This is a genomic window from Mesorhizobium sp. B283B1A, from assembly GCF_020165735.1.
Classification (GTDB): Bacteria; Pseudomonadota; Alphaproteobacteria; order Rhizobiales; family Rhizobiaceae; genus Mesorhizobium; species Mesorhizobium opportunistum.
In genome coordinates this window covers 172,950-185,830 of the sequence record NZ_JAIUIQ010000011.1, presented here as the reverse complement: position 1 = coordinate 185,830, position 12,881 = coordinate 172,950, and the positions used below count along the sequence as shown (strand labels likewise).

General features: G+C 63.1%; 10 protein-coding genes. 8 read left to right on the top strand and 2 right to left on the bottom strand.

Annotation, left to right across the window (positions count from 1 at the left end; genetic code table 11):
- From ybgF to ftsH, 3 genes are all read left to right on the top strand, one after another.
- On the top strand, window positions 1-731 hold a 731-nt coding region (gene ybgF, locus LB577_RS12355), incomplete at its 5' end, for a tol-pal system protein YbgF (protein ID WP_224686902.1).
- 40 nt (window positions 732-771) lie between these two features.
- Window positions 772-2,139, top strand: a complete 1,368-nt coding sequence (gene tilS, locus LB577_RS12350; RefSeq protein WP_224686905.1) for a tRNA lysidine(34) synthetase TilS — start codon at window positions 772-774, stop codon at window positions 2,137-2,139.
- A gap of 122 nt (window positions 2,140-2,261) precedes the next feature.
- The gene (gene ftsH / locus LB577_RS12345) at window positions 2,262-4,190 is read left to right on the top strand and encodes an ATP-dependent zinc metalloprotease FtsH (RefSeq protein WP_013892541.1); all 1,929 of its coding nucleotides are present in this window, start codon (window positions 2,262-2,264) and stop codon (window positions 4,188-4,190) included.
- A gap of 126 nt (window positions 4,191-4,316) precedes the next feature.
- Here the strand turns inward: ftsH and LB577_RS12340 are convergent, their stop codons facing one another.
- Together LB577_RS12340 and LB577_RS12335 are read right to left on the bottom strand one after the other, a co-directional pair.
- Window positions 4,317-4,772, bottom strand: a complete 456-nt coding sequence (locus LB577_RS12340) for a hypothetical protein (protein WP_023777670.1) — start codon at window positions 4,770-4,772, stop codon at window positions 4,317-4,319.
- A gap of 217 nt (window positions 4,773-4,989) precedes the next feature.
- The gene (locus LB577_RS12335; RefSeq protein ID WP_224686901.1) at window positions 4,990-5,850 is read right to left on the bottom strand and encodes a hypothetical protein; all 861 of its coding nucleotides are present in this window, start codon (window positions 5,848-5,850) and stop codon (window positions 4,990-4,992) included.
- Window positions 5,851-6,218: 368 nt separating this feature from the next.
- On the opposite strand from LB577_RS12335, the gene glmM reads away from it, so the two are divergent.
- From glmM to serA, 5 genes are all read left to right on the top strand, one after another.
- Window positions 6,219-7,571 (top strand): phosphoglucosamine mutase, encoded by a 1,353-nt coding sequence (gene glmM, locus LB577_RS12330; RefSeq protein WP_224686900.1) that lies wholly within the window; start codon window positions 6,219-6,221, stop codon window positions 7,569-7,571.
- Window positions 7,572-7,811: 240 nt separating this feature from the next.
- Window positions 7,812-8,660 carry an outer membrane protein gene (locus LB577_RS12325; RefSeq protein WP_224686899.1) on the top strand — a complete coding sequence of 283 codons (849 nt, stop codon included), beginning with the start codon at window positions 7,812-7,814 and terminating at the stop codon, window positions 8,658-8,660.
- 218 nt (window positions 8,661-8,878) lie between these two features.
- Window positions 8,879-9,661 (top strand): outer membrane protein, encoded by a 783-nt coding sequence (locus LB577_RS12320; protein ID WP_224686898.1) that lies wholly within the window; start codon window positions 8,879-8,881, stop codon window positions 9,659-9,661.
- A gap of 200 nt (window positions 9,662-9,861) precedes the next feature.
- On the top strand, window positions 9,862-11,037 hold the full coding sequence (locus LB577_RS12315) for a phosphoserine transaminase (RefSeq protein ID WP_224686897.1): 1,176 nt from the start codon (window positions 9,862-9,864) through the stop codon (window positions 11,035-11,037).
- 58 nt (window positions 11,038-11,095) lie between these two features.
- A complete protein-coding gene (gene serA, locus LB577_RS12310; protein WP_023766149.1) occupies window positions 11,096-12,697 on the top strand; it encodes a phosphoglycerate dehydrogenase in 1,602 nt (533 codons plus the stop codon).
- The last annotated feature ends 184 nt before the right edge of the window (window positions 12,698-12,881 follow it).

Here is a 12,881-nt window from a genome sequence, read left to right as displayed (position 1 = left end):
CCCCCCCCCCCCCCCCCCCCCCCCCCCCCCCCCCCCCCCCCCCCCCCCCCCCCCCCCCCCCCCCCCCCCCCCCCCCCGCGGCCGGCAACGATCAGTCCACTGGCGGCAAGACGGTCGAGGACGTCATCGTCGAATCGCCCGATGGGGACCCGGGCAAGGTGATCCCCGGAACCGGAGCACCGGAAAAGACCTTTGGTTCCATCACCGTCGACAAGAACGGCAATGTGATCGACGCCGGCGGCAACACCCAGGCGACCGCGCCGGCACAGGATGCCGCTCCGGCCACCGGTGCACCGGCCAAGGCGGGCAAGTCGGACGGCACGGTGGTCGCGGCGCTGCCCGCCACCAACGATCCGGAAGAACTTTACCGCAATTCCTACCAGTTCATCCTGTCGGGCGACTACGGCACGGCCGAGCAGGGGTTCCGCGATCACATCTCGCGCTTCCCCAGGGATGCCAAGACGGCCGACGCGCATTACTGGCTGGGCGAGTCGCTGCTGGGTCAGCAGAAATACCGCGACGCGGCAGAGGTGTTCCTCTCGGCCAGCAAGGACTATCCCAAGGCCAAGAAGGCGCCGGACATGCTGCTGAAGCTCGGCGTGTCGCTGGTCGGCCTCAAGCAGCATGACGTCGCCTGCGCCACCTTCGGCGAGATCGGCAAGCGTTATCCTGACATTTCCAGCGCCCTCAAGGAACGCGTCAAGCAGGAGAAGGCACTGGCTGCGTGCTGATTTTTCGCCTGCATGTCCCAGCCCAAGAACCGGGATGTTGATGCTCGATTCCGGGCCTGATCTTTCGACCAGACTTTTTTCGCATATCGATTTCACCAACGGCGCTGTTGCGGCCGTATCCGGCGGCAGCGATTCGACCGCCCTGCTTCTGCTTCTCAAACATCATCTCGATCGATCCGCGCCGTCCGCCAAGCTGTTGGCGGTGACCATCGACCATGGCCTGCGGCAGGGCTCGGCGGCAGAGGCGCAAGCCGTGGCGAAGCTGTGCGCGGAGCGGGGCATCGCCCACCGCACCATGGTCTGGTCCGGGCGCAAGCCTTCGACCGGCCTGCCGGCGGCGGCACGGGAGGCGCGCTACCGGTTGCTGGCAAGCGCAGCCCGGGCGGAAGGCATCGGCCTGATCGTGACCGGCCACACCGCCGACGACCAGGCCGAGACGGTGCTGATGCGCCACGCCCGCGACGGGAGCCTGGGCAATGTGCAGGGACGGGGGCTGGCCGGCATGGCGCCGGCCACGCTCTATGACTGGCGCGAATGGATCGTGCGGCCGCTGCTGGGCACGCGGCGCGCGGCACTGCGCGATTTCCTGCAAAGCAAACATGTCGGCTGGGCAGAGGATCCGACCAACAGCGACGAGAGCTTCGAGCGTCCGCGCGTGAGAGCGGCACTTGCCGGCGATAATGTCCGCCGCATGGACGAGGCTTTGGTCCTGGCCAGCCAGGCTGCCATCGAGCGCGGACAGCTTGGCCTTGATGCCGCCGACCTGATCCGGCGTTTTGCCAGCCAGCCGGCCACGGGCCTTGTGCGGCTCGAGCCGCAACTGCTCTCGACCGGCGACGAGCGCCCTGCCATCTATGCGTTGCGCATCCTGCTGGCGACTGTCGGGGGGATTGCCTTCCTGCCGGACCAAGCCCGCGGCGAGGCACTGTTCGGCCGGCTCAAGGCCGGATTTCTTTGTGCCACATTGTCGCGGACGGTGGTCGATTTCCGGCGTGCCGGTATCTTTCTGCGCCGCGAGGCGCGTGGCTTGCCGCCTGCCGCCGCGGCTATCGACAACACCATCTGGGATGGCCGCCGCCACATCACATTGAACGACAGCTCCGCCGGATTGTTGATCGCGCCGCTGGGTGCGGCAGCAGCGAAGCGGCTGCCGATCGACGCGGGAGAAGCCCCGGCAAGCCTGATGCGCGCTGCGTTGGCCGCGGAACCGACGTCGCGGCAAGCCTTTGAAAACCCTGGTTTGCCGCAGGGCGAACCGGCATCGTCAGGGTTCGACGCGCGGCCGGTCGTTGCGCCTTTTGCCCGCTTCCTGCCGTCCTTCGACCTGGCGCCGGCGCGGGCCGTCGCCGGCCTGATTGGCGCGCCATCGCTTCCCGCCTTGCCTTGCGGCGGCCACAGTGCCGGTTGACGGTGGTCGAAAGCTTAACCCAGACATGCTGTTCTGCTTGGCAAGGGGGGACGCTCTCCCTATGTTAGGCCCAAGTTTCCTCTCATGATGCTGTCCGCAAGCGGACGCCAACGGGACAATTGATGAATCCGAACTATCGCAACCTCGCGCTCTGGGCGATCATAGCGGTCCTGCTCATCGCCCTGTTCAATCTGTTCCAGACGCCGCAGACGCGCGGGGCTTCGAGCGATGTGCCTTATTCGCAGTTCCTCCAGGATGTCGGGGCCGGCCGGGTCAAGACGGTGACCATCGCGGGTGCCCGCATCACAGGCACCTACACCGACAATTCCAGCGGCTTCCAGACCTATTCACCCGGCGATCCGCAGCTCGTTTCGCGGCTGCAGGACAAGAACGTCACAATCAACGCGCGGCCCGAGACCGACGGCTCCAACTCGCTGTTCGGTTACCTGATCTCCTGGCTGCCAATGATCCTCATTCTCGGCGTCTGGATATTCTTCATGCGCCAGATGCAGTCCGGATCCGGGCGCGCCATGGGTTTTGGCAAGTCGAAGGCCAAGCTTCTGACCGAGGCGCATGGCCGCGTCACCTTCCAGGACGTCGCCGGCGTCGACGAAGCCAAGGAAGATTTGGAAGAGATCGTTGAATTCCTGCGCGATCCGCAGAAGTTCCAGCGCCTCGGCGGCAAGATTCCGCGCGGCGTGCTGCTGGTCGGCCCTCCCGGCACCGGCAAGACGCTGCTTGCCCGCTCGGTCGCCGGCGAAGCCAACGTGCCGTTCTTCACCATTTCAGGCTCGGACTTCGTCGAGATGTTCGTCGGCGTCGGCGCCAGCCGCGTGCGCGACATGTTCGACCAGGCCAAGAAGAATGCGCCCTGCATCATCTTCATCGACGAAATCGACGCTGTCGGCCGCCATCGCGGCGCCGGCCTCGGCGGTGGCAATGACGAGCGCGAGCAGACGCTGAACCAATTGCTGGTCGAGATGGACGGTTTCGAGTCCAACGAAAGCATCATCCTGATTGCCGCCACCAACCGTCCCGACGTGCTCGATCCGGCACTGTTGCGTCCGGGCCGTTTCGACCGCCAGGTGGTGGTTCCGAACCCCGACATCGTCGGCCGTGAGAAGATCCTCAAGGTGCATGTGCGTAACGTGCCGCTGGCGCCGAATGTCGATCTAAAGGTCGTGGCCCGCGGCACGCCCGGCTTTTCCGGCGCCGACCTGATGAACCTCGTCAACGAATCGGCGCTGATGGCGGCGCGGCGCAACAAGCGCCTCGTCACCATGGCCGAGTTCGAGGACGCCAAGGACAAGATCATGATGGGCGCGGAGCGCCGCTCGTCGGCCATGACCCAGGCCGAGAAGGAGCTGACCGCCTATCACGAGGCCGGTCACGCCATCCTGGCGCTCAACGTGCCGTCGGCCGATCCGCTGCACAAGGCCACCATCATCCCGCGCGGCCGCGCGCTCGGCATGGTCATGCAGTTGCCGGAAGGCGACCGCTATTCGATGAGCTACAAATACATGATCTCGCGCCTCGCCATCATGATGGGTGGCCGCGTCGCCGAGGAGTTCAAGTTCGGCAAGGAGAACATCACCTCGGGCGCGTCCTCCGACATCGAGCAGGCGACCAAGCTGGCGCGCGCCATGGTCACGCGCTGGGGCTTCTCCGACAAGCTCGGCCATGTCGCCTATGGCGACAACCAGGAGGAAGTGTTCCTCGGCCATTCGGTGGCGCGCACGCAGAACATCTCGGAAGAGACCGCGCAGATCATCGACGCCGAAGTGCGCCGCCTGATCGACGAGGCCTACTCGACGGCGAAGTCCATCCTGACCAAGAAGAAGAAGGAATGGATCGCACTGGCGCAGGGCCTGCTCGAATACGAGACGCTGTCGGGCGACGAGATCAAGCAACTGATCGCGGGCAACAAGCCCGCGCGAGATTTGGGGGATGATACCCCTCCAAGCCGCGGCTCGGCCGTGCCGAAGTCCGGTGGCCGCCGCAAGAAGGGTCCCGAGCCCGAAGGCGGCATGGAGCCGCAGCCGTCAAGCTGAATGCGCTGCATATTTGCGATGGAGGCGAAATGATTTAAGGTCGATCGACCTGAAATCATTCGCTTTTCAAGCACCCGTCTGCATTCGCTCAGGCGCTTGGCGCCTCGGGTTTTGCCGCATGGTTTCTCATGATTCAGCTTTCAGCCGCGCATTGCACAGGCTGTAATAGCCGCCGCCCTTCTGGATCCAGCGAAGGCCGTTCAACGTCCCCGCCTCCTTGTTGCCGTGGTAACCCTGCAGGCAGGTTTTCATCCGTGCCTTGGCGGGCTTTTCGGTCTTGAACTCGGCGGCGAGGGTAGTCGGGAATGCGACGCCCGCCGGGGCCACGGTGGGGGCGGACGCCGGACTGGCTTCGTCCTTCGGCTGCTGCGCGGTTTTGGCCGTATCTGCGCTGACACCCTCCGCGAGGGACGCGCATTTCTCCTTACGGAAAGCGGCCCAGTCCATGCCGTTCAGTGTGCCGCCCTCCTTGGCGGTTCGATAGGTTTCGCCGCATTCCTTCATCGTCATTGCGCTTGCAGGGGCGACGCTCCAAGAAACCAATGCCGTCGCGGCCAATACCGCCAATTTCAAACTGGACATAAGACCCTCCTGGTTGATAACAAGTGTGACGTCTTTTTGTATACTGTTTGTTCTTGTTATGTTCAATAGGAATCTTTCGCCAAGAGCACACGAACTGATGAGACCGACAACTCCGTCATGTACAGGAGCGAGCAAGCCGGGGCGCTGTCATGCGCAACAAAAAGCCCGCGAACCTTGCGGCTCGCGGGCCTATATTTTTTCAGAATGCTGCTGGAGATCAGCTCTTCAGCTTGGCATTGCACAGGCTGTAGAAACCGCCGCCCTTCTGGATCCATTTCAGGCCGCCAAGCGCGTTGGCGTCCTTGAGGGTGTAATACTGGTCAAGGCAAGTATGCATGCGGCCCTTTCCGGGGGTCTCGCTGGCGTATTTCGGCGAGATCGCGGACGGGAAGGTAACGCCCTTGGGCGCGACCGTCGTCGGCTTTGCCGGCTCCTTGGTGTAGCTCGCCTCGCTGGGGGCAGGCACGGTGTCGTCATCGGAGGCGCCGGCACCGCATTCGGCCTTGCGGAAGTCGTTCCACTTCATGCCCTTCAGCGTGTTCGCCGTCTTGGCAGCCTGGTACTTGGTGCTGCACTCGGCCATGCTCAGGCCCTTGCCGCCGTCTGCGGGAGCCGCGGCTGCCTTTGTGGTGGCCGGCTTGGTCGTGTCGGTGGCAGCGGATGCGCCGGCGGCGCACTCGGCCTTGCGGAAGTCGTTCCACTTCATGCCGTTCAGCGTGCCGGCGGACTTCGCCGCCTGGTACTTGGCGCTGCATTCCTTGGCCGTCAGGCCCTTGGCCGTGCTGTCGGCGGCGGCAGCCTTTGCTGCCTTGGCGGGCTTGGTTTCGGTAGCCTTGGTTTCGGCCTTGGTGGTGGCCTTGGTGGTGGCGGCCGGCTTGGTGTCGGTGGTGGCGGCGGCGTCGGTGCCGCACTGCGCCTTGCGGAACTGGTTCCAGGTCTGTCCGGAAAGGGTCCCCGCGTCCTTGGCCGCGTTATACTTCGTGCTGCATTCGGCCATCGTCAGTGCGTTGGCTGGCGCGGTCAGGAACAACGTCACGACGGCGAGGCCGGTCAAAGTGGCAAGTCGGTGGATGAGCATAGCGTTTCTCCGTTGCAGCAGCCCATGATACGTCCCTGCGAATCAATAACGCTCAACGGTCGGTTGCGCCAGATGCTAAGTAGCGTATATGTCGCCGAAAGCAGGAGCCTCGCGGCAAGGTGATGAAATTGTTCGGACTGTTGGACTTGAGGACAAGATTTTCCAGGTGCATCTACGCTGAAAGGCTAACGTGACTGGTGTATTGCGGCGTGGCAGTCTCAGCAGGTCAGGATGCAATCAGGTTGTGTGCGGTGCACAACAATGATTTTCTAAGGAATGGTAACATATAATCACACAATGTGATCATAGGGCGCGGGCCAATTGTGGCATGACGTGCCGGCTAAGAACAATCAGGGATGCTGGTTAGCATGGCGGGAAATTATTTCGGCACGGACGGCATTCGCGGGCGCGCCAACAAGTTTCCAATGACCGCGGAAATCGCCATGCGGGTCGGCATGGCCGCCGGCCTTTCGTTCCAGCGCGGCAGCCATCGCCATCGTGTCGTTCTGGGCAAGGACACCAGGCTTTCCGGCTACATGATCGAGAACGCCATGGTGGCCGGTCTTTGCGCTGCCGGCATGGATGTGTTCCTGCTCGGCCCTATCCCGACGCCGGCGGTGGCCATGCTGGTGCGTTCGCTGCGGGCCGACATCGGCGTCATGATCTCGGCTTCGCACAACCCCTATTACGACAACGGCATCAAGCTGTTCGGGCCCGATGGCTACAAGCTCTCCGACGAGATCGAAGAGCGCATCGAGAGCATGCTCGACAAGGATATCGAACTGGCGCTCGCCGATTCCGACGGGCTGGGCCGGGCCAAGCGCGTCGACGGCGTGCATGACCGCTACATCGAATTCGCCAAGCGCACCTTGCCCCGCTCGATGTCGCTTTCGGGCCTCAGGATCGTCGTCGATTGCGCCAATGGCGCGGCCTACAAGGTGGCGCCCGAGGCATTGTGGGAACTCGGCGCCGAAGTCGTGGCCATCAATGTCGAACCCAACGGCTTCAACATCAACAAGGAATGTGGCTCGACCCATCCGGCGGGGCTGCAGAAGAAGGTGCACGAAGTGCGCGCCGACATCGGCATCGCGCTCGACGGCGACGCCGACCGCGTCGTCATCGTCGATGAAAATGGCGCCATCGTCGACGGCGACCAGATCATGGCGCTGATCGCCGAGTCCTGGCACCAGAGCGGGCGGCTTGCCGGCGGCGGCGTCGTTTCGACGGTCATGTCCAATCTCGGCCTCGAACGCTTCCTCGGCGACATGAAGCTGCAATTGCACCGCACCAAGGTCGGCGACCGCTACGTCGTTGAGCATATGCGCGCGCACGGGCTCAATGTCGGCGGCGAACAGTCGGGCCACATCGTGCTGTCGGATTTCTCGACCACCGGCGACGGTCTCGTCTCGGCCCTGCAGGTGCTGGCCTGCATCAAGCGGCAGGGCAGGCCGGTCAGCGAGCTGTCGAAGAAGTTCGAGCCGGTGCCGCAACTCCTGAAGAATGTCCGCATCGCTGGTGGCAAGCCGCTCGAGGAAGCCCCGGTCAAGGCCGCCATCGAGGATGCCCGTCATCGCCTCGGCAAGGCCGGGCGGCTGGTCATCCGGCCATCGGGCACCGAACCGCTGATCCGTGTCATGGCCGAGGGTGACGATCCGCAACTGGTCGAGGCCGTCGTCAACGACATCGTCGATGTCATCTCGGAAACCCGCAGCGCCGCCTGATCTCCGGCGCCGAGGCTTCGCCCTGTTTACATCGAAAGCTCGCCCCCTCCGGCGGGCTTTTTTCTTTGGCGGCAGGACCGATCCCGCTCTCGATATTACCCTCGAATGCCTCGGATTTTAGAGATTCGTGGTTAATCGACAGGGTTAAATGCCTTTTAACTTTTGCAATTCATTATCCACGCCTGAAAGCCAATCTTATTCGGACACGATCGCCGTTCCGAGGGTCTAGGGGTGACAAGCATGTTCAATACAGCAAGAAAGGCCCTGTTCGCGTTGCTGTTCGCGGGTCTGGCCTGGCCAGTGCTCGCGGCCGACCTGCCGGAGCCGCAGGTCGAAGAGGCACCGCCGCCGGTTTACGAACAACCGGTTGCCGATGTCGGCGGCTGGTATATCCGCGGCGACATCGACTATCACAAGTCGGACGTGCGCGGCATCGACTACACGACCTACACCATCTGCCCCTGTAACGTGGTCACGCCGGGCAGCAACAGTTTCGATTCCGGCAAGCTCAAGGGCGGTTTCTCGCTCGGCGGCGGCGTCGGCTACAAGATCAACGATCACTTCCGCACCGATCTGACCGCCGACTACTGGTTCAAGTCGAACTTCAATGGCAGCACCTCCGGCGTGGACTCGGGTGGCAACCCCACGACCTCAGTCGAAGTGTCGAAGATGAGCGCCTTCCTGCTGCTCGCCAACGCCTATGTCGATATCGGCACCTACCACGGCATTACGCCCTATGTCGGCGCCGGTATCGGCGGCGCGCATGTCAAATGGGACACCGTCTACGACCCGAACACCGCCGAGACCAATCCCGGCTCGTCCAACTGGCGCTTCGCCTATGCCCTTATGGCCGGTGCCTCCTACTGCCTGACCGACAAGATCATCCTCGATGCAGGCTATCGCTTCTCGCATATCCAGGGCGGCCGCATGTTCGAGTGGGATGCAAGCAGCGCCGGTCCTGGCTTCGACCGTGGCATCAACACCCACGAAGTGCGCGGTGGCCTGCGCTACCAGTTCGGCGGTAACAACGGATGCGCCGCACCGGTGGTGGCCTACCAGCCCGAACCCGAGCCGATCTACACCAAGTAACACCTCCGACATCGGAACAATCGCGAACCGCCCGGCTCAGCCGGGCGGTTTTCGTTTGGCGGTCTCGCACGGGCGGCCTGGATGAGTTCGCGTTCCAAATCAATCCGCTAACGCTCTGTTAGCCTTAACCCCGACTTAACCACTATGGTTAACAATGCTCCTTGAAACGATGGCAGCCGTCACGATCGCGGACGGGCCGAATGCGGGAGCCGGGGACCATGACACTCACATCGCGTATGGCGCAGGCGCTTGCCGCGCTCACCCTGTTGCCGCTGACACCAGCCTTGGCCGCCGACTACGATCCTCCGATCTATGTCGATCAGGCGCCCGATTACGTGCCAGTCGAGGTTGGCTCCGGCTGGTACCTGCGCGGCGATGTCTCCTACCTGGTGGAGAAGAGTTTCAAGAATGGGGATTTCACCTTCCCGTCAACGATCAACAACGAAAGCTTTGGTCAGAGCGAAGACGCATTTTTCGGGAGCGTAGGCTTCGGATATCATTTCAACGATTACCTCCGCGCCGATCTCAACTTCGGCTATCTGCCCGGCAACAGCGCCAGCGCCAGCTATAATGATTCAGCGGTCGTAACGTTGCCGACATTGCCGACCGTGGGATCGGCATCGCTGAAGAACTATGCCTTCTCGGGAATGCTCAACGGCTATGTCGATCTTGGCACCTACGTTGGGATCACGCCTTATGTCGGCGCCGGCGTCGGTGTCGTCCGCAGTACGCGCAAGCTTTCGGCGACCTACATCGATAACAATGACCCGGCAAACAATCTCACACAGAAGGACAACAAGAACCAGTACTCGCTGGCCTACACACTGAATGCCGGTTTGGCTTACCAGGTGACGAAGAATGTTTCCGTCGATCTGGGCTATCAGTACTTCTCCGCCCCGGACGCCGAATATGTGACAGCCGAAAGCCTGACTTCCTTTCCGGTCAAAAAAGGGATCAGCAATCACCAGGTCAAGCTCGGCCTGAGATACGATCTCTGGTAGACTTGGGGCAGACTAGGATTTTGGCGGCGGATCCTGGGGTCCGCCGTTTGCGTTTGAAATCACGGAATCCTGATCTCGGATCACCGGTATCCTGCCCGTGACAAAAACTTTCCTCTTGACGCCCGGGGCCTGAACGCATATCGCCGTCCGTGGGCCACCCCTCCCCAACGAGGGGCCACTATCTGGAAGGATAGACCACGATGACGACGCATACGAAGCCCGGACTCCGTCCGGCAAATCCCAATTTTTCTTCAGGTCCCTGCGCAAAACGCCCCGGCTGGTCGGTCGAGGCGCTGAAGCATGCCGCGCTCGGCCGTTCCCATCGCGCCAAGATCGGCAAGACCAAGCTCGAACAGGCAATCGAGCTGACGCGCGAAATCCTCAAGGTCCCGGCGGACTACCGCATCGGCATCGTGCCGGCGTCGGACACCGGCGCTGTCGAGATGGCGCTGTGGTCGCTGCTCGGCGAGCGTGGTGTCGACATGGTCGCCTGGGAAAGCTTTGGCTCCGGCTGGGTCACCGACGTGGTCAAGCAGCTGAAGCTCGCCGACGTGCGCAAGATCGAGGCCGGCTACGGTGAACTGCCTGATCTCACCAAGATCGATTTCGACCGCGACGTGGTCTTCACCTGGAACGGCACCACGTCGGGCGTGCGCGTGCCGAACGGCGATTTCATCCCGGCCGATCGTAAGGGCCTCACCATCTGCGACGCCACTTCGGCCGCGTTCGCGCAAAAGCTCGATTTCGAGAAACTCGATGTCGTCACCTTCTCCTGGCAGAAAGTGCTGGGCGGCGAGGGCGCGCACGGCATGCTGATCCTGTCGCCGCGTGCCGTCGCGCGGCTGGAGAGCTACAAGCCTTCATGGCCGCTGCCGAAAATCTTCCGCCTGACCTCGGGCGGCAAGCTGATCGAAGGTATCTTCAAGGGCGAGACCATCAACACGCCGTCGATGCTGTGCGTGGAGGATTACCTCGACGCGCTCAACTGGGCGAAGTCGATCGGCGGCCTCGATGCCCTGGTCGCCAGGGCCGACGCCAATGCCGCGGTGCTCGATCGCTTCGTCGACAAGTCCGCATGGCTTGGCCATCTCGCCAGCCTGCCGGCAACGCGGTCGAACACCTCCGTCTGCCTGTCCTTCACCGATCCCGATGTCGTGGCACTCGATGCCGACGCGCAGGCGGCTTTCGCCAAGGGCCTGGTCTCGGCGCTCGACAAGGAGGGCGTCGCCTACGACATCGGCTCCTATCGCGACGCGCCCCCCGGCCTGCGCATCTGGTGTGGCGCAACGGTCGAGGCTTCGGACCTCGAAGCGCTGCTGCCCTGGCTCGACTGGGCCTTCGCCGCGCAGAAGGCGTCGCTGAAAGCGGCAGCCTGAGATTTCGTGGCGGCCCGCGGGGCGCCATTTCCCGACAATCCATTTCAAGGAGGCCGCCATGGCGCCCCGCGTTCTCGTTTCGGATAAACTCTCCACCACCGCAGTCCAGATCTTCAAGGATCGCGGCATCGAGGTCGACTATCTGCCGGACCTCGGCAAGGACAAGGAAAAGCTGCTTGAGGTGATCAGCCAGTATGATGGCCTTGCCATCCGTTCGGCGACCAAGGTCACCGAAAAGCTGATCAACGCCGCCACCAAACTCAAGGTCGTCGGCCGCGCCGGCATCGGCGTCGACAATGTCGATATCCCTGCGGCCAGCCGCAAGGGCATCATCGTGATGAACACGCCTTTCGGCAATTCGATCACGACGGCAGAACATGCCGTCGCGATGATCTTCGCCCTGGCGCGCCAGATCCCGGAAGCCAATGCCTCGACCCATGCCGGTAAATGGGAGAAGAACCGCTTCATGGGCGTCGAGATCACCGGCAAGACGCTGGGTGTCATCGGCTGCGGCAATATCGGTTCGATCGTCGCGACGCGCGGCGTCGGCCTGAAGATGCATGTCATCGCCTTCGACCCGTTCCTGTCGGACAAGCGTGCCGAGGAACTCGGCGTCGACAAGGTGGAACTCGACGAACTTTTCGCTCGCGCGGACTTCATCACGCTGCACACGCCGCTAACCGACAAGACGCGCAACATCATCGATGCCGCGGCAATAGCCAAGATGAAGAACGGCGTGCGCATCATCAACTGCGCCCGCGGCGGGCTGGTCGTCGAGGCCGACCTGATCGCGGCGCTGAAAAGCGGCAAGGTCGCGGGTGCGGGCATCGACGTGTTCGAGGTCGAACCGGCCGAGCAGAACGCCCTGTTCGGCATGGAGAACGTGGTGGCGACGCCGCATCTCGGCGCCTCGACGGCGGAAGCGCAGGAGAATGTCGCGCTGCAGGTCGCCGAACAGATGTCGGACTATCTGATCAAGGGCGCCGTCTCCAACGCCATCAACATGCCGTCGATCACGGCGGAGGAAGCGCCGCGGCTGAAGCCCTTCGTGAAGCTGGCGGAAGTGCTCGGCGCCTTTGTCGGCCAGGTCACCGAGGATCCGATCAAGGAGGTCGAGATCCTGTTCGACGGGTCGACCGCGACGATGAACACGCGCGCGCTGATCAGTGCCGCACTTGCCGGCCTGATCCGGCCGCAGGTCTCCGACGTCAACATGGTGTCGGCGCCGATCATGGTGAAGGAGCGTGGCATCATCGTCGCCGAGGTCAAGCGCGACAAGTCGGGCGTGTTCGACGGCTATATCAAGCTCACCGTCACGACCGAGCACAGGACGCGCTCGATCGCCGGCACCTGCTTCTCCGATGGCAAGCCGCGCTTCATCCAGATCAAGGGCATCAATCTCGACGCCGAGGTCGGCCAGCACATGCTCTACACGACCAATGCCGACGCGCCCGGCATCATCGGCCTGCTTGGCACGGTGTGCGGCGAGAACGGCGTCAACATCGCCAACTTCCAGCTTGGCCGTAACCGCCCGGGCGGCGACGCCATCGCGCTGCTCTACCTGGACGCGCCGTTCCCGGAAAAGGTGCTGGAACAGGTGCGGGCACACAAGTCGATCGATTCGGCCAAGCGGCTGCAGTTCGACGTGGGTGGTGTTTAGGCCCGTACCTTCATAACCGGCAGGCGCATTGTGATGAAACGCGCCCGCGTGCCCGGCGAGCACGCGGGCGCGTTTCGGTTTTTGGTCCTTAAGTCAGCCGGCGGATTACGCCTGTGGTGGACGTCGGTGTGCGCGATCCGGAAATCCAGGCCGTCCCCGGGATCGGGCTTGACGGCAGCAAGTT

Excerpts from the sequence above, each read along its gene's own strand:
- tilS (WP_224686905.1), top strand. The coding sequence starts at position 772 with ATGCTCGATTCCGGGCCTGATCTTTCGACCAGACTTTTTTCGCATATC.
- ftsH (WP_013892541.1), top strand. The coding sequence starts at position 2,262 with ATGAATCCGAACTATCGCAACCTCGCGCTCTGGGCGATCATAGCGGTC.
- LB577_RS12340 (WP_023777670.1), bottom strand. The coding sequence starts at position 4,772 with ATGTCCAGTTTGAAATTGGCGGTATTGGCCGCGACGGCATTGGTTTCT.
- LB577_RS12335 (WP_224686901.1), bottom strand. The coding sequence starts at position 5,850 with ATGCTCATCCACCGACTTGCCACTTTGACCGGCCTCGCCGTCGTGACG.
- glmM (WP_224686900.1), top strand. The coding sequence starts at position 6,219 with ATGGCGGGAAATTATTTCGGCACGGACGGCATTCGCGGGCGCGCCAAC.
- LB577_RS12325 (WP_224686899.1), top strand. The coding sequence starts at position 7,812 with ATGTTCAATACAGCAAGAAAGGCCCTGTTCGCGTTGCTGTTCGCGGGT.
- LB577_RS12320 (WP_224686898.1), top strand. The coding sequence starts at position 8,879 with ATGACACTCACATCGCGTATGGCGCAGGCGCTTGCCGCGCTCACCCTG.
- LB577_RS12315 (WP_224686897.1), top strand. The coding sequence starts at position 9,862 with ATGACGACGCATACGAAGCCCGGACTCCGTCCGGCAAATCCCAATTTT.
- serA (WP_023766149.1), top strand. The coding sequence starts at position 11,096 with ATGGCGCCCCGCGTTCTCGTTTCGGATAAACTCTCCACCACCGCAGTC.